The sequence below is a fragment of the Pantoea sp. SYBGC1 genome, from assembly GCF_057197005.1.
The window spans coordinates 112654-128396 of record NZ_JBXUNM010000002.1 but is presented as its reverse complement, the minus strand read 5'-3'; the positions used below and the strand labels follow the sequence as shown (position 1 = coordinate 128396).

The following is a 15743-nucleotide window of genomic DNA, read 5'->3' as shown; positions in this document are numbered from 1 at the left end:
TCGCTCCTCAGGTAAGCTCAATTAAAATACTGACTGAAAACGGGTCATTTCGATCTGTACCGATTTGACCTGGGTGTAATTCTGCAGCGTCATCACGCCGTTTTCACGGCCGATACCGGAGTGCTTGTAGCCCCCTACCGGCATTTCAGCGGCGGATTCGCCCCAGGTGTTGATCCAGCAGATACCGGCTTCAATCTGGTGAATAACGCGGTGCGCGCGGTTAAGGTCCTGCGTGACCACGCCCGCGGCCAAGCCATATTCGGTGGCATTAGCGCGACGCACAACCTCTTCTTCGCTCTCATAGGTGAGAATGGACATCACCGGGCCAAAAATCTCTTCCTGTACGATGGTCATTTCGTCGCGGCAGTCGGTAAAGACGGTTGGTTCAACCCACGCGCCCTGATCAAATTCAGCGCCGCTCATGCGCTTACCGCCGCACAGCAGCGTAGCCCCTTCGCTGATGCCCGATTCGATATAGCGCATTACGTTATCGCGATGGGCAAAGCTCACCAGCGGACCAAAGTTTGTAGCCGGATCGGAGAGATCGCCCGCTTTGATACGCGCCACGCGTTCGCTGATTTTGGCCTCAAATTCCGCTTTTACCGCTGCAGGAATAAAGACGCGGGTGCCGTTGGTGCAGACCTGACCGGAGCTGTAGAAGTTTGCCATCATGGCGATGTCAGCGGCGAGGTCGAGATCGGCATCATCAAAGATGATCAGCGGAGATTTACCGCCCAGCTCCATCGTGACATCTTTCAGTGTCGAGCCGGCAGCGTTTGCCATCACTTTCTTACCGCTGGCCACGCCGCCGGTGAAGGAAACTTTATCGATACCAGGATGGTCAGTCAGCAGCTGGCCGGTTACCGCGCCGCGTCCGTTCAGCACGCTGAAAACACCATCCGGCACGCCGGCCGCGGTGTAGATCTCAGCCAGCTTCAGCGCGGTCAGCGGAGTGACTTCGCTGGGTTTGAAAATCATGGCGTTACCCGCAGCCAGTGCCGGTGCCGATTTCCACAGCGCGATCTGGATGGGGTAGTTCCACGCGCCGATCCCGGCCACCACGCCGAGCGGTTCGCGGCGGGTATAGACAAAAGAGGTGTCGCGCAGCGGGATCTGCTGACCCTCCAGTGAAGGGATCAGCCCGGCATAGTACTCCAGCACATCCGCGCCGGTGACAATATCTACCGCCTGGGTTTCGCTGAACGGTTTACCGGTGTCCAGCGTTTCGAGTTCCGCCAGTTCGTCGTTACGTTCACGCAGGATCTCCACTGCACGCCGTAAGATGCGCGAGCGCTCCATCGCCGTCATCGCAGCCCAGATTTTCTGGCCTTTTTTCGCGGCCTCAACGGCGCGATCGACATCCGCACGCTCAGCTTCATGGACCTCTGCCAGCACATCGCCATTAGCAGGGTTGATACTCTGGAAGGTGTTACCTGCTGCAGAAGGGACAAATTTGCCATCAATGTAGAGGTGCTGTTCGGTGAATCGGGACATGGTTTCTCCTTCCTCAGTGATTCGGTGAGCCAGCCAGTTGCTGACGAATAAATTGGGTGGTAAGGGTTCTGGCAATCGCTAAATCAAAGGGCTTGCCACTCAATGCGGCACGCAGCCACAAGCCATCAATCATAGAAGCCAAACCGTAAGCTGCCAGTCGGGCCTGCTCGCGCGGCATTTCCCGGCGAAATTCGGCAGCCAGGCTGGAGAACAGGCGGCGACTGCTGACCCGCTCTAACCGGCCCAGCTGCGGCTGATGCATGCTGCTTGCCCAGAAGTCGAGCCACGCTTTCATGGCGGCACTGTGCAGCTGGGTGTCATCAAAGTTACCTTCCACAATGGCCAGCAGGCGTGCTTCGGTGCTGGCGTCTGCCAGCGGTTTAAGCCGCATGGCAACGGCTTCGCGCAGCTGACGCGTGACATCACGCATGGTGGCTTCCAGCAGGCCATTTTTATCTTTGAAATAGTGACTAATGATGCCGGTAGAGACGCCAGCCCGTCGGGCAATTTGCGCGATGGTGGCGTAGTTAATTCCTACGTCGTTGATGGTATCCAGCGTCGCATCAATCAGTTGCCGGCGACGTATCGGCTGCATTCCTACCTTTGGCATCACTTCCGCTCCACCTCAAATTGAGACCCCTATTAAAACTTTTTTTGATTGCACGTTCAATATAAAAAAGAAAGTTGTTAGGATGGTGTGCTTCGTTTGTTACAAAAGCCAAACGGTGAGCTACGCTTGGTAGCGATTTATCACCGTGCCCAACTAACGGAGGTAAAGCAGGGAGTACAACAACAAGATCAGCCATACTGATCGTATCAATTTATTGAGTAGTTACAGGAAATTAACCAGAGGTTATCGATGATTAATCCACCTGCCAGTGAAAAGGACAGAATTAATCCCGTGGTGTTTTTCACCTCGGCCGGACTGATTCTGACATTTTCACTTGTCACCATTATCTATAGCGACCTTGCGGCCGCCTGGATCCAGACAGCGGTAAACTGGGTCTCAACCACATTTGGCTGGTATTACATGCTGGCCGCCACCCTCTATATCGTTTTCGTGATCTATATGGCCTGTTCGCGCTATGGCGCGATCAAGCTCGGGCCGGAGCAGTCCAAACCGGAGTTCAGCCTGCTGAGCTGGTCGGCGATGCTGTTTGCCGCCGGTATCGGGATTGATTTAATGTTTTTCTCCGTTGCGGAGCCGGTGTCGCAATATATGCAGCCACCGGAGGGCGCCGGACAAACCATGGAAGCAGCGCGTCAGGCGATGGTCTGGACGCTGTTTCACTACGGGCTGACCGGCTGGTCAATGTACGCACTGATGGGGATTGCGCTCGGCTACTTCAGCTACCGCTATAATCTGCCGCTCACCATTCGCTCTGCGCTCTATCCGATTTTTGGTAAACGCATCAATGGACCGATTGGTCATACCGTGGATATCGCAGCGGTAGTCGGCACCATTTTTGGTATTGCTACCACGCTGGGTATTGGCGTGGTGCAGCTGAACTATGGGCTGAAAGTACTGTTTGATGTTCCTGAAGGGCTGACCGCGCAGATGGCGCTGATTGTCCTGTCGGTGATCATTGCGACAATCTCCGTCACATCGGGCGTCGACAAAGGCATCCGGATTCTGTCTGAGCTCAACGTGGCGCTGGCGCTCGGCCTGATCCTGTTTGTGCTGTTTATGGGCAAAACGGACTTCCTGCTGAACGCACTGGTGCTGAACGTTGGCGACTATATCAACCGCTTTATGGGCATGACGCTGAACACGTTTGCGTTCGATCGTCCGACCCAGTGGATGAATAGCTGGACGCTGTTTTTCTGGGCATGGTGGGTCGCCTGGTCGCCGTTTGTTGGCCTGTTCCTGGCGCGTATCTCACGCGGCCGTACCATTCGCCAGTTCGTGCTTGGCACGCTGATCATTCCCTTTACGTTTACCCTGCTATGGCTTTCCGTCTTCGGTAACGCCTCGCTGTATGAAATCATTCACGGCGATGCCGGCTTTGCGCAGGAAGTGATGGCGCATGCTGAACGCGGCTTTTACAGCCTGCTGGCGCAATATCCGGCATTTAAGCTCAGCGCGTCGGTGGCGACCATTACCGGGATGCTCTTCTACGTTACCTCAGCGGATTCCGGTTCGCTGGTGCTGGGTAACTTCACCTCAAAGCTCAAGGATATCAATAGCGATGCGCCTAACTGGCTGCGTATCTTCTGGTCAATCGCGATCGGGGTGCTGACCATGGGCATGCTGATGACCAACGGTATTTCTGCACTGCAGAACACCACGGTCATCATGGGGCTGCCGTTTAGCTTTGTGATCTTCTTTGTGATGGCCGGCCTGTGGAAATCGCTAAAAGTGGAAGATCATCGTCGCGCCAGCGCCGTGCGTGAAACCGCGCCTTATATTCCCTCAAGCAGCGATCGTCTGAGCTGGAAGAAGCGGCTGTCGCGCCTGATGAACTATCCGGGCACGCGCTATACGCAGCGCATGATGGAGACCGTTATCTATCCGGCGATGGAAGATGTGGCGAAAGAGCTGGAGCTGCGCGGGGCACGCGCTATGCTGGAGAAAATGCCGGCTGAAGAGGGGCAGGCGCTGGGGCACCTTGAGCTGCGCGTGGATCTGGGTGAGGAGCAGAGCTTTATGTATCAGGTCTGGCCGCAGCAATACTCGATCCCCGGCTTTACCTATCGTGCACGCAGCGGTAAATCGCACTATTACCGTCTGGAGACATTTTTACTGGAGGGTAGCCAGGGCAACGATCTAATGGACTACAACAAGGAGCAGGTGATTATCGATATTCTCGATCAGTATGAGCGTCACCTGAACTTTATCCATCTGCATCGTGAGGCACCAGGCAGTAATCTGACCTTCCCTGAGATGTAACCCTACGGGCAGCTGTGACCATGCGGCTGCCCGTTTTCTTTCCTCTCCGCCTCGCGCATTCCTGTCTGAGAGCTAGACTCACTAGCTGCCGTTAAGGGGAATTCTATGAAACTGGGTTTTGCGTGTAAGTATTTCGATCATGAGGCGAAGCAGCCTTTCCCATTCAAAAGCACCACCCGCACCCGCTTTCTGGGTATGCAGGGTGACGCCGCCGCCACGCTGCTGGTTGGTCTGGCGCGTACTAACCTCACCAATCTTTATGCTCTGCTGGAACAGCTCGCCACGCTGCCTGATGCGCTGCGCATGATGCGTATCGGCAGCGATCTGCTGCCGCTCTATACCGTTCCGCAGGCTACGCCACTCTACCGCGAGGCGATGCCGGAGCTGGCGCCGCTGTTTGCCCGCTGCGGTGAACTGGCGCGCGCCCGCAACATTCGCCTCTCGTTTCATCCCGGACAATATACTGTACTGGCGTCTGATAATGAGGGCGTGGTGGAGCGTGCAATTGAGGATGTTGAATATCACGCCACCTGTGCCGTCCTGATGGGCTATGGTCAGCAGTTTCAGGATTTTAAAATCAATATCCATATGAACGGCAAAAAGGGCTTTGCCGGTTTTCGCGATGCGTTTATGCGGCTCAGCCCCGAGGCGCGTAATATGCTCACCGTCGAGAATGATGAGGTTTCCTGCGCGCTCGATGATGTGCTCCAGGCGCGCGAGCTTTGCGCGGTGGTGCTGGATATTCACCATCACTGGGTAAAAGAGAACGCCTTTATCAAACCTGACGATGGCCGGATTGCGCAGATTATCGACTCCTGGCGCGGCGTGCGTCCGGTGCTGCACTACTCCATTGCGCAGGAAGGATTGATCCCCGATCACGGTTTTCCCGACCAGAATGCGCTGGCGGCCTCTAAAATGAAGCTGCGCGCGCATTCGGACTACTTCTTTAATCAGACGCTAAACGACTGGGCACTCTCGTTTGACCAGTTCGATATCATGTGCGAAGTCAAAATGAAAAACCTCGCCCGCGACCGCCTCTATTTCTATGCGCTGGAGCGCGGCGGCCACGCTACGGCGCAGTGATGACAATGGCGACGCGGCGGTTCTGTGCGCGCCCCTGCGAGGTACTGTTGCTGGCAACCGGCACCCGCATACCCAGCCCGCGCGTCACAATATTCGCGCGCGGGACGCCACTGCCGGCGGCCCACTGCTGCGCCACGGCGTTGGCGCGTTTGAGTGAAAGCTGCTGATTATAGCCCGCTTCGCCATAGTTATCGGTATGGCCGTCGATACGCAGATGCGTGATGCCGGTGGCTGCCAGCAGGCTTGCCGTGGAGGCGATGCGCTGTTTACTGGCCGCGGTAAGTTCTGACTCATTAATGCCAAACAGGATGCGGTTGGGTAATCCCAGCCCCCAGCCCTCGCTGTTCTGACTAAAACCCTCCTGCTGCAGCGCCGCAACCTGGGCACGGGTAAAGCCGCCGGACTGGCAGCCCGCGCAGGTGAGTATCAGCGCCATCAGACAATAATAGATTTTCACAGCCGATCCTTATTGAGTTTTTTGTTTTTATACATATGCAAATCTGCCCGCTCCAGCAGTGAGGCTACGCTGTCGCCAGACTGCGCCCAGGCATAGCCGATGGTGACCGAGGTGGTAATCGTGCGATCTTCGCTGAGCGCGATAGGCTGGCGTACCGCATGCTGTATGGCATCCCGAAGCGCCTGCAGCCGGGCAGGCGTAGTGCGGCTGGTGAGGACAATCGCAAACTCATCGCCGCCCATGCGTGCCACCAGATCGCCCTCTGAGACCAGACCAGCCAGGCGTTCAGCGGTGGCTTTCAGCACTTCATCCCCGGCAGCGTGTCCCCAGCTGTCATTAATGCACTTAAAGCGGTCACCATCCAGAAACAGCAGCGCAAAGCGCGGCGGCGTTAACGGACGATCGAGCAATTGCGCCAGCCGCGCCACGAAAGCAGAACGGTTCGCCAGACCGGTAAGCGGGTCGGTCAGCGCTTTTTCGGCCAGCGAACGGTTATCGCGCAACAGCGATGCTTTCAGCGTCTGCATCTCACTCAGCAGCGCATTCAGATCGCTGGAAAGCAGCTGAAACTCATTGATCGGCTCAGGCGGCACGCGCTGGGTAAAATCACCGGTGCGGATCACATAGTGAATCGCGCGCGTAATAGTGCGCATGGAGAGCAGAATGCCGCGATGCAGAAATTCACTCAGCATAAAAGAGATCACCAGCACGCACAGCATGCCGCAGGTCAGGATCAGAATGGAGTAGTGGATAAATTCGCTGGCGCCGTTCACCGTTCCGGCCAGCGTCAGGCTGCCGGCCCGCGCGCCCGCGTGCTGTATCTCCACGTTGACCGGGCTGGCGTAGATCCATTGCCGCAGCTGTTTTTCATAGAAGCCGCTGTGCTCGCGGCGGTTGACCCAGTCAACCAGGACAGTATGGCTGGCGGTGACCAGCTGCGCAGACGCAAACATCCCTTCGTCGCCCAGCATGGCAATCTTACTGTGCGCATCATAGCTGTCTTCAAATACCGTTGCTGCAGTAAGACTGGTGCTCAGCGTGGTTGCCGTCAGCGCCAGATTGCGGTTTTCGTAACGTTTAATAAAGTAGAGAGAGGTCGAGGTCATCAGCAGCCAGCACAGCAGCAGGATCACCGCTGCATTTATGGTGCTGATGCGGCGCAGGCGGCCGCGCAGTGATGAACCCTGACATTTTCTCAGTAAAAATTTCATCTTATTGGTTCTCTTTACGCGACAGCATCAGCACATCAGGGCTGACTTTAACGCCGCTGCGTGCCAGTGAATCGAGATTCACCGAAAAACGGGTACGGTCCTCACCAAAAATCATACAGAAAGTGGCGCCGGTTGCGCAGTCAGGGTTATTTTCCGCCATGCTGAGCACCGCTTTATCAGGCATTGCTGCCAGAGCTGCATGCTGCTGAGCCGGGGTTTCCGTGCCGAAATAGACCGCGTCGCAGTGCAGCGCGGGTAACCTGCCGGCGCTGTCAGCGCGCACGACGCTGTACGGCGTGGCAGGCGGCGCGTCGGCTGATGAAAGCGTGAGGTGTCGGGCGGAGGCCAGAATACAGAGCTGCGGCACCTGCACCGGAGGTGGCCAGCGGGTAAAGCTCAGAATACCGCTGACAATACGGTTAGCGCGATTGTCAGCGGCAGTATGCTCAGCGGCATATGCCATCGGCCAGCTAAGCAGCACCAGCAGCGCAGGCAGTGCGCAGCACAGCCAAAGGCAGCATCCTTTTGAATACGGGGCAGGAAATCCTTTTATCTGCATGGCACTGTTCCTGGTCAGTAAAGCCGGGATAGTACCATTTACACCATGAAATGCGTAACCAGTACGGGATGAAGCCTTTAAACCGATTTATTGCCACCGCTCATTTGAAGCCACAGATTATGCGAGGCGCGACGTTAACTCCACGCCAGCGGGCGAACCGCGGCCAGCGTTTGCGGACAGACTCTGTTCAAATAGTCAAACATGCCCTGGGACAAAACCGCCGTGCATTCAAGTAATCCGTTACTTCCCTGGAACTTATTCTGCCACTCGATAAGCAAAGAAGGCGAGTCAAAAATTGTTGAGTCAAATTCTGCCGCCTGAAGCATTAAAGCATGAGCGTAGGCGCGCAGTGGCAAAGGCGATTCTGCTCCTGTTCCAAAATAAAAACTGGAAGAGAGGCGCGTAAATACTGCAGAGAGGCAGAGAAAATGTTCTGCTTTTGTTCGCAGAGATGCATCTGTTATCCCATAAGCTTCTGTAATTGCCTGCGCATGCTGTTGCGTCAGTTGACTCCAGTACTCGCCAGGACACAGCGCAGGGCGAAAGTGTGCTTCCAGCTTAAACTCATTGGCTTTATCAATCATTTTTTTCAGTTGAGGACTTTGCTCCGGTTGCGTGGTAAAAAGCATTACGAAACTCTCCCAGCTTAAGTAAATCCAGCAATTTGCTAAACGTATTTTTCTGCTGTTCTTCCAGAAATGGAGTAAGAAACTGAGGAAAGTCGCGGCGGAACAGCTTTTCCGGGTTTACTTCAACCATTTTTAAGCAGTTTTGCGGCGTATCCATTTGATAAAATTGGTTCCAGACGGGGTTCAGCGGATCGGGCCTTAACATGCCGCGCAGGGTATCAAGACTCATTAACAGAACCGGGCCGCCTGGATTCGCAGGCATCAACACGAGATTTACAGCATCACTCTCCTGCAGATTAACTTGTGCAGGTTCAGAGAGAGCAGTGGTGCGGCTGAAGTGTTCAAAGCGCGTATAAGGCGTAACTTCTCGGCTCTGAAGATAACGGTTATAGCTTTCCTGAGCGTGATTGGTGAGATTTGAATTCTCATGGTTCTTAGAAAATGCAAAACCAATTATTTGATGAAATAAAGCATTTTTTTGCGACAATAAAGATGAGTCATGCGTAATAAGACGAAGCAAAGTTTCAATTGTTGCAGGAGGTAAAAGATCCAGATTGCTGCCTGAGATATGTCTATTTGAATTAAACCACTCTTCCGTTAGCCTGTCATGCCATTGCCTGAGGTTGGGATCTGAACAAAAGGGTTCTTTGCCAAAAATTTCAAGTATCGGCATAGCTGCACTGACTAAATTTTCTAAGGTGATATTTTGGCGCGATAACTCATTAACGACTCCTCTTGCCAGCTGGATTTTAAAATCGGCAAAGCGATTATCGATACTTTGTAATGCTGTTAATGGCGTTCCTTCAGGGTTATTATGATGGTTAAAAAATAAATCGATATCTCTCTCTGTGCCAGATAGTGCGGAATAATCAATCTGCATCGAACTATTTTCAAATATTATTCGGGAAAGATCATGTTCTGTGATATTTCGCTTCCCAATCGAGCTGTAGCTAAAATCCGCTTTTTCAAACATATCTTTGGGAATGTATATATTATCCAGTTTTAGCTTGCGGAAATTTATATGTTTATCTTTAGTAAAAAGAGAGTCGGTTGCCGGAAGGTTATGCTTTACACGTAAAAGACGTGCTCGCTGATCGAGCGTAACTCTGAAACTGCACAATTCTTCATAACTATTGCGTCTGAAATCTGGTGTTCCACCAGCATTAAATAAATTAATGACTTCATCGACCATATGTAATGGAACGGGAGCATCCATAGAAATAACACTAGGCACTTTGTATCTTAATGAACCACGCACAGTACCTTCGTTATCCACCTCTCTTTTTTTAATAATACATCGTCCAAGAGGAAATTCTAAATTGTTTTCACTATAAAGGCATGTCAAAAAAGAGGATTTTTTCTTGAAGGTGCGTACAATGTTTTCTTTTGCAAATATATGCCGGGAGTTCACTGTTGACTTTATTTTACCCCAAATTGTTTCAGGTGGGTTTAATACGTCTACCAGCGCATCTATCTCTGGCCGAAAATGTGCTGTCGCTTCAAAATGCGAAAGTTTATTAAGAGGTTTTTGTTCCATAATTAAAGTATCGTCCTGAGGTTGGTGTAAAAATTGTACCTTTACTGTTTGCAGTTCGAGGGGGGATTAATGAACCGTTAATACAACGCCTGCCTGCAGTCAGAAGGCATAAAACCGGATGTGAAAAGAATACACAGGTTAGATGAACGTCTAATACAGTAAATCGCTCATCGACAAATTAACTATATGAATTGTAGTGAAATAGCAGACCTGTTGCGGAGAGCTGCAGGCCAGCTGGCTGGCCTGCGCATATTACTCAGAGCTGAGGTCGCGTCCGTTACTGGCGATCACTTTTTTATACCACCAGAAGGATTTTTTACGCATGCGCTGCAGGGTGCCGTTGCCCTGGTCATCCCGGTCAACGTAGACCAGGCCGTAACGCTTACTCATTTCACCGGTGGAAGCGGCGACCAGATCGATACAGCCCCAGGTGGTGTAGCCCATCACCGGTATGCCATCGGCGATCGCCTCTGCCATGGCCGCAATATGCTGCTGCAGATAGCTGATGCGGTAGTCATCATGGATCTCGCCTGCGGCGGTAAGCTCATCACGTGCGCCGAGGCCGTTCTCCACCAGAAACAGCGGCTTCTGATAGCGGTCATACATCATATTCATGGTGATGCGCAGCCCCAGCGGATCAATTCCCCAGCCCCAGGCGCTGCGCGCAACGTGCGGGTTGGTCAGCGATTTGACAACGTTGGCGGCGCTGCTGTTCTGCTCATTCATCTCTGCCGAGGCGCAGCGCGATGCGTAGTAGCTGAACGAAATAAAATCTACCGTGTGACGCAGAATGGCTGCATCTTCATCCGTAATGTCGAGGGTTACGCCTTTTTCACGGAACAGCCGCGCGCTATAGGCAGGGTAAGCGCCGCGCGCCTGAACATCGATAAAGAACAGGTTTTCACGATCTTTCTGCAGGGCGGCCCAGACATCCTCTGGCTTGCAGGACCACGGGTAGAAGTTACCACCCGCCAGCATGCAGCCCACCTGATTCTGCGGATTCACCTCATGCGCAATTTTTGTCACCAGCGCGCTGGCGACCAGTTCATGATGCGCCGCCTGATACTTCACCTGCTCATGATTCTCGCCGGGTTCAAATACCAGGCCAGCGCCTGAGAAGGGACTGTGCAGCAGGATATTGATCTCATTGAAGGTCAGCCAGTACTTCACCAGGCCATCAAACGCTTCAAAGCAGGTTCGCGCGTACCGCGCAAAGAAATCGATCATCTTACGATTGCGCCATGAGCCATATTCAATGACCAGATGCATCGGCACATCAAAGTGAGAGAGCGTAACCAGCGGCTCAATGCCGTATTTGCGGCACTCGGTGAATACTTTATGATAAAAAGCGATCCCGTCCGCATTCGGCGTCAGCTCATCGCCGTCGGGAAAGAGCCGGCTCCAGGCAATAGAAGTCCGAAAAACGGTAAAGCCCATCTCTGCCATCAGCGCGATATCTTCTTTATAGCGATGATAAAAATCGATAGCGTCATGGCTGGGGTAGAACTCCTCTTCGCGCAGCGTAAACCGCTTCTCAAGCCCCAGCTTAACCGCCATACGGTTAGCGCCGTGCGGGATCATATCCACCGTGGTCAGCCCTTTACCATCGGCCAGGTAACTCCCTTCAGACTGGTTGGCGGCTAAAGCGCCGCCCCATAAAAAACCGGCCGGGAATGGCGTGTCAGACATAAAAAACCTCAATCATTAACGGGTAGGGATGGCGACATTACCGGGGGCCGGCTGCTGCTGTTCTGCTGGTGTGGTAACAGGTATATCCTCAAAGCCGAGCAGCAGCGTCAGCACAAATGAAACCACCACGGAAAGCACCATAACGCCGCCAACCCAGACAATGCTCATGGGATTAGCAGGATCAAAAAACTGGACGCTGGTAAACAGGCCCGGTGAGGCCATAGAGTGGCTGGCGAGTCCGCCAATGCCTGCCACCGCGCCGCAGATAAAGCCGCTGATCAGACTGGCGATCAGCGGGCGGCGCAGCCGCACGGCCACACCGTACAGCGCCGGCTCGGAAATACCGGCGACAATGGCAGAGGCGGCGGCGGCGAAAGCGGTCTGACGCAGCTCCGGATTTTTGGTTTTAAACGCGACTGCCAGCGACGCGCCGCCAAGCGAGAGGTTGGCACCAATCTCTGACGGCATAACCATGCCCTCTTTGCCGGTTTCAGCGATGGTCTGAATGATAGTAGGGGTAAAAACGCGGTGCATACCGGTCATCACCAGCAGCGGCCAGAGCGCGCCCATAATGGCGACCGAAAGCCAGCCCAGATAGCCGTGAATGGTGTAGACCAGCGCAGAGATACCGCTGCCGATCCAGATCCCCAGCGGTCCGACAAGCAGAATCGCTACCGGTGCGGCCAGCAGGACGATCAGCATCGGTTTGAGAAAGTTTTTCGTCACGGCGGGGGTGATGCGATCAACCCAGCGTTCGATCCAGGAGAGGATCCAAGTCATGACCAGCGCGGGGATCACGGTATAGGTATATTTCACCGCCGTTACCGGAATAAATGCGAACTCCACCGTCTGACCCTGCGCGGCTTTCGCCATCAGGTCGATAAAATTGGGGTGTACCAGCACCCCGGCAATGGCGATCGCCAGCGACATATTGGTATTGAATTTAAGCGCGGCTGAGGCCGCAACCATCACCGGCAGGAAAAAGAAAGCGCCGTCGCCGATTACGTTGAGAATGATCAGCGTTGAGCTGCCTTTCTCCAGCACGCCGCCCATCTCCAGCATCATCGCCAGCAACTTAACCATTGAGCCACCGATGATAGCCGGGATCAGCGGTGACATCGTGCCCACCAGCGCATCAAGAATGCCGGCTCCGATGCGGCGCAGCGTGATTTTCCGCGCCGGCGCGGCTGCGATGGCGGAAGCGCCGGGCGTGCCAAGCTGCTGCACCGCCTGGTAGGCGAGGTTTACGTCATTGCCAATGATCACCTGACACTGGGTGTCGGTATAGACCACGCCCATCACACCCGGGATCGCTTTTAGCGCGGCATCATTAATCTTTTCGCGTGCCTGCACGACAAAACGCAGTCGCGTCATACAGTGGGTCACCGCCGTAATGTTTTCCAGGCCGCCAAGTGCAGCAACAATGGAGCGGGCGGCGTCTGCATACTTATTCGCCATGATTTCTGTCTCAGTTTTCAGGGTAAGATTGTCCGGCAGCAGGCTGCCTGTTTTTTATTCATGAGAAACCGGTTTCACAAAATCATGAGATGTGGATTATTTTCAGGCAAGATAATTAAAATTTAATGTCTGCAATTGTGATGCGGATCAGATCGCGCCCGACGGGACAAAAGATAAATTTCTGTGCCTGTCCCGATACTTAGGTAAACTCAGAGCAGGAGAGCTTAAACAGGCAGATTATGACCACTATCACCGAAGTAGCGAAACGCGCAGGTGTCTCAAAAGCGACAGTGTCACGTGTTCTGTCAGGTAACGGCTATGTCAGCCAGGTTACGCGGGAAAAGGTGTATACGGCTATCGCTGAAACCGGCTTCCGGCCGAATCTGCTGGCGCGCAATCTGGCAACGCGCTCCAGCCAGACAATCGGGCTGGTTATTACTAATACGCTCTACAGCGGCAGCTACTTTACCGAAATGATGCAGCATTCAGCGCGCATGCTTGAACAGCAGGGGCGCCAGCTGCTGCTGGTGGACGGCAAACATAGCGCGGCAGAAGAGCGGGCCGCCATTGAGTTTCTGCTCGATCTGCGCTGCGATGGCGTCATTATCTATCCGCGCTTTCTTTCGATTGAAGAGATGGACAGCATTATTGCTCAGCACCGTCATCCGATTCTCGTCATCAACCGCCGCCTGCGTCAGCACACCAGCTACTGCATTTTTGCCGATCAGCACGCCACCAGCGCGGCAGCCGTTGAGCAGCTTATTCTGCTGGGGCATCGCGAGATTGCGTTTATCACCGGATCGCTTGATTCGCCTACCGGACGCGAGCGCCTGGCGGGTTATCAGGCGGCGCTGGCGAAACATGGCATTGCGTTCGATTCCTCGCGGGTGGTGGAAGGGCGCTGGCAGGCGGAACAGGGCGTCATGGCTGTTGAGCAGCTGCTGGCACAACACGTCCGTTTCAGCGCGGTGGTGGCAAGCAATGATGAAATGGCGATCGGCGCGCTCAGGGCGCTGGCCGTCCGGGGAATTGCCGTGCCGCAGCAGGTGGCGGTGGTGGGATTTGATGATATTCCACTGGCACCCTATACCCTTCCGGCGCTGTCGAGCGTGAAAATGCCGGTGACAGAGATGATCCATGAAACCATCGCCCGTCTGGTCGCCATGCTCGACGGCGGCGATATCAGGCCAGGCGCGCCGCACACCGGCACGCTTATCCGGCGTGAATCTCTGGCTGCAGGTCCCTGGCTATCCCGCGAGACTCAGTGATTAAGCAGCGCCTGCCGGAAAGAGAGAATATGCACCCGCGTAGCCGCTTCCGCCTGTTGCACATCACCCTGCTCCAGCGCCGAGATAATCGCTTCATGCTCGGCGATCACCTCTTCCATATGCCGGACGCTGGAGAGCGTGGTTGCCCAGAAGCGCTGTGCCTGGGCATGAATAATGCTCAGAATGTCGGTCAGACGCCGGTTTCCGGCAATCTCCGCCAGCCCCTGATGAAATTCACGATCCAGCAGCATCATCGTCTCTCGCTCATGCGCCGCGCTGGCGCGCGCGATTTGCTGATTGAGCTGACGCAACGTAGTAATCTGCGCGTCACTGATGCGCGCCGCGGCCAGCCTGACGCATAGCGCTTCATTCACCAGCCTGACCTCAATCAGTTCAAGCGCATCATCAATAGAGAGCGGCGAGACCATCACACCTTTACGGGGAATGATCTGCAGCAGGCCCTCTGTCGCCAGACGGTGCACCGCCTGATTAACCGGCGTGCGGCCCATCTTCAGATCTTCCATCACCTGCGCCGTATTCAGATAGTCGCCGGGTTTATAGCGCAGCGTGATCAGGCGATGTTTAAACGCCAGATAGGCGCGCTCATTTAATGAAAGCGTCTTTGCCTCCGCCTGCGGGTTCACATTTTCAGCCATTACATCACTCATTGCGCACATCCTTTTTTGGGTACTGAGACATATTACACAAAAACCTGGCATGAAAATGGCTACTTTGAAATCACAGTGAAATTTCACAGTCATTTCAAGTCAGGAGAACCGACCATGCAGCTACGTTTCAACACGCAGGAAAAACCGCCCCTGGCGCTGGACGTTACCATCAAACAGCTGGTTATCGCGGGCTGGGCCGGACGCGATCGGGAAGCCGTATTGCACCATATCCGTGAGCTGGAGGCGCTGGGCGTGCCCGCTCCTGGTGCAGTACCGCTGTTCTATCGTGCCACGCCGGGGCTGCTGAGCCAGCATGAGAATGTGGAAGTGGTGGGAGAGCAGACGTCGGGTGAGGCTGAGCCGTTTGTCTTTTTTCACCAGGGAGAGTGCTGGGTTTCGCTGATCTCTGACCACACCGATCGTCATCTGGAAACCTTCAGCGTGGCGCTCTCAAAACAGGTATGTGTGAAGCCAGTCGCGCAGCAGGCGTGGCGCATGACGGAGGTTGCCGCGCACTGGGATCGGCTGGAGCTGCGTGCGTGGATAATGGAGAACGGCGACTGGGTCACCTACCAGTCCGGCACGCTTGATGCACTGCTCTCTCCCCGGGAACTGATCGCGCGTTTCTCAGGTAAAACAACGGAAGAGGAGGGATTCGCGCTCTCCTGCGGCACATTATCGGCTATCGGCGGTATTCGTCCCGCTGAGGCGTTTCGCATGGCGCTGCACGACCCGGTACTGAACCGCACGCTGGAGCACAGCTACTCCCTCTCCACTCTGCCGGTGATTGCCTGATGGAG

Annotated in this window: 14 protein-coding genes; 4 read left to right on the top strand and 10 right to left on the bottom strand. The window is 54.5% G+C overall.

Annotation, left to right across the window (positions count from 1 at the left end):
* Positions 1 to 21: 21 nt before the first annotated feature.
* Both betB and betI read right to left on the bottom strand, forming a co-directional pair.
* Positions 22 to 1494, bottom strand: a complete 1473-nt coding sequence (gene betB, locus AC2CF9_RS06055) for a betaine-aldehyde dehydrogenase (RefSeq protein WP_484556502.1) — start codon at positions 1492 to 1494, stop codon at positions 22 to 24.
* 13 nt (positions 1495 to 1507) lie between these two features.
* Complete coding sequence (betI, locus tag AC2CF9_RS06050) at positions 1508 to 2104, bottom strand: transcriptional regulator BetI (protein WP_150017105.1); 597 nt, start codon at positions 2102 to 2104, stop codon at positions 1508 to 1510.
* Positions 2105 to 2353: 249 nt separating this feature from the next.
* On the opposite strand from betI, the gene AC2CF9_RS06045 reads away from it, so the two are divergent.
* The gene (locus AC2CF9_RS06045; RefSeq protein ID WP_484556501.1) at positions 2354 to 4384 is read left to right on the top strand and encodes a choline transporter; all 2031 of its coding nucleotides are present in this window, start codon (positions 2354 to 2356) and stop codon (positions 4382 to 4384) included.
* Between the two features lie 105 nt (positions 4385 to 4489).
* Positions 4490 to 5467, top strand: coding sequence for an apurinic/apyrimidinic endonuclease family protein (locus tag AC2CF9_RS06040; protein ID WP_150017107.1), 978 nt, complete (start codon positions 4490 to 4492; stop codon positions 5465 to 5467).
* On the opposite strand, the gene yfiB is transcribed toward AC2CF9_RS06040, so the two are convergent.
* The 7 genes from yfiB to ascF form a co-directional block, all read right to left on the bottom strand.
* Positions 5454 to 5924: an outer membrane lipoprotein YfiB gene (gene yfiB / locus AC2CF9_RS06035; protein ID WP_370513334.1), complete on the bottom strand. Its 471-nt coding sequence runs from the start codon at positions 5922 to 5924 to the stop codon at positions 5454 to 5456. The two genes, AC2CF9_RS06040 and yfiB, sit on opposite strands and share 14 nt — an antisense overlap.
* Complete coding sequence (gene dgcN, locus AC2CF9_RS06030) at positions 5921 to 7135, bottom strand: diguanylate cyclase DgcN/YfiN (RefSeq protein ID WP_484556500.1); 1215 nt, start codon at positions 7133 to 7135, stop codon at positions 5921 to 5923. The genes yfiB and dgcN overlap by 4 nt, the downstream gene beginning before the upstream one ends.
* A 1-nt stretch (position 7136) precedes the next feature.
* Positions 7137 to 7616 carry a regulatory sequestration protein YfiR gene (yfiR, locus tag AC2CF9_RS06025; RefSeq protein ID WP_190314941.1) on the bottom strand — a complete coding sequence of 160 codons (480 nt, stop codon included), beginning with the start codon at positions 7614 to 7616 and terminating at the stop codon, positions 7137 to 7139.
* 212 nt (positions 7617 to 7828) lie between these two features.
* Positions 7829 to 8278 (bottom strand): hypothetical protein, encoded by a 450-nt coding sequence (locus AC2CF9_RS06020; protein ID WP_484556499.1) that lies wholly within the window; start codon positions 8276 to 8278, stop codon positions 7829 to 7831.
* Positions 8271 to 9860: a hypothetical protein gene (locus tag AC2CF9_RS06015; RefSeq protein ID WP_484556498.1), complete on the bottom strand. Its 1590-nt coding sequence runs from the start codon at positions 9858 to 9860 to the stop codon at positions 8271 to 8273. Before AC2CF9_RS06015 ends, AC2CF9_RS06020 begins: the two co-directional genes overlap by 8 nt.
* Positions 9861 to 10112: 252 nt before the next feature.
* The gene (locus tag AC2CF9_RS06010; protein WP_484556497.1) at positions 10113 to 11549 is read right to left on the bottom strand and encodes a 6-phospho-beta-glucosidase; all 1437 of its coding nucleotides are present in this window, start codon (positions 11547 to 11549) and stop codon (positions 10113 to 10115) included.
* A gap of 15 nt (positions 11550 to 11564) precedes the next feature.
* Positions 11565 to 13007, bottom strand: a complete 1443-nt coding sequence (ascF, locus tag AC2CF9_RS06005) for a PTS cellobiose/arbutin/salicin transporter subunit IIBC (protein WP_484556496.1) — start codon at positions 13005 to 13007, stop codon at positions 11565 to 11567.
* A 239-nt stretch (positions 13008 to 13246) separates the two neighbouring features.
* On the opposite strand from ascF, the gene AC2CF9_RS06000 reads away from it, so the two are divergent.
* Positions 13247 to 14275, top strand: coding sequence for a LacI family DNA-binding transcriptional regulator (locus tag AC2CF9_RS06000; protein WP_484556495.1), 1029 nt, complete (start codon positions 13247 to 13249; stop codon positions 14273 to 14275).
* Here AC2CF9_RS06000 and AC2CF9_RS05995 read toward each other — a convergent pair.
* The gene (locus tag AC2CF9_RS05995) at positions 14269 to 14943 is read right to left on the bottom strand and encodes a GntR family transcriptional regulator (RefSeq protein WP_150017114.1); all 675 of its coding nucleotides are present in this window, start codon (positions 14941 to 14943) and stop codon (positions 14269 to 14271) included. The genes AC2CF9_RS06000 and AC2CF9_RS05995 overlap by 7 nt on opposite strands.
* Positions 14944 to 15057: 114 nt before the next feature.
* On the opposite strand from AC2CF9_RS05995, the gene AC2CF9_RS05990 reads away from it, so the two are divergent.
* Entirely contained in the window at positions 15058 to 15738 is a 681-nt protein-coding gene (locus AC2CF9_RS05990) for a DUF2848 domain-containing protein (protein WP_484556494.1), read from the top strand.
* Positions 15739 to 15743 lie beyond the last annotated feature (5 nt).

Coding starts and splice junctions, on each gene's coding strand:
- betB (WP_484556502.1), bottom strand. CDS start 1,494: ATGTCCCGATTCACCGAACAGCACCTCTACATTGATGGCAAATTTGTC.
- betI (WP_150017105.1), bottom strand. CDS start 2,104: ATGCCAAAGGTAGGAATGCAGCCGATACGTCGCCGGCAACTGATTGAT.
- AC2CF9_RS06045 (WP_484556501.1), top strand. CDS start 2,354: ATGATTAATCCACCTGCCAGTGAAAAGGACAGAATTAATCCCGTGGTG.
- AC2CF9_RS06040 (WP_150017107.1), top strand. CDS start 4,490: ATGAAACTGGGTTTTGCGTGTAAGTATTTCGATCATGAGGCGAAGCAG.
- dgcN (WP_484556500.1), bottom strand. CDS start 7,135: ATGAAATTTTTACTGAGAAAATGTCAGGGTTCATCACTGCGCGGCCGC.
- AC2CF9_RS06020 (WP_484556499.1), bottom strand. CDS start 8,278: ATGATTGATAAAGCCAATGAGTTTAAGCTGGAAGCACACTTTCGCCCT.
- AC2CF9_RS06015 (WP_484556498.1), bottom strand. CDS start 9,860: ATGGAACAAAAACCTCTTAATAAACTTTCGCATTTTGAAGCGACAGCA.
- AC2CF9_RS06010 (WP_484556497.1), bottom strand. CDS start 11,549: ATGTCTGACACGCCATTCCCGGCCGGTTTTTTATGGGGCGGCGCTTTA.
- ascF (WP_484556496.1), bottom strand. CDS start 13,007: ATGGCGAATAAGTATGCAGACGCCGCCCGCTCCATTGTTGCTGCACTT.
- AC2CF9_RS06000 (WP_484556495.1), top strand. CDS start 13,247: ATGACCACTATCACCGAAGTAGCGAAACGCGCAGGTGTCTCAAAAGCG.
- AC2CF9_RS05995 (WP_150017114.1), bottom strand. CDS start 14,943: ATGAGTGATGTAATGGCTGAAAATGTGAACCCGCAGGCGGAGGCAAAG.
- AC2CF9_RS05990 (WP_484556494.1), top strand. CDS start 15,058: ATGCAGCTACGTTTCAACACGCAGGAAAAACCGCCCCTGGCGCTGGAC.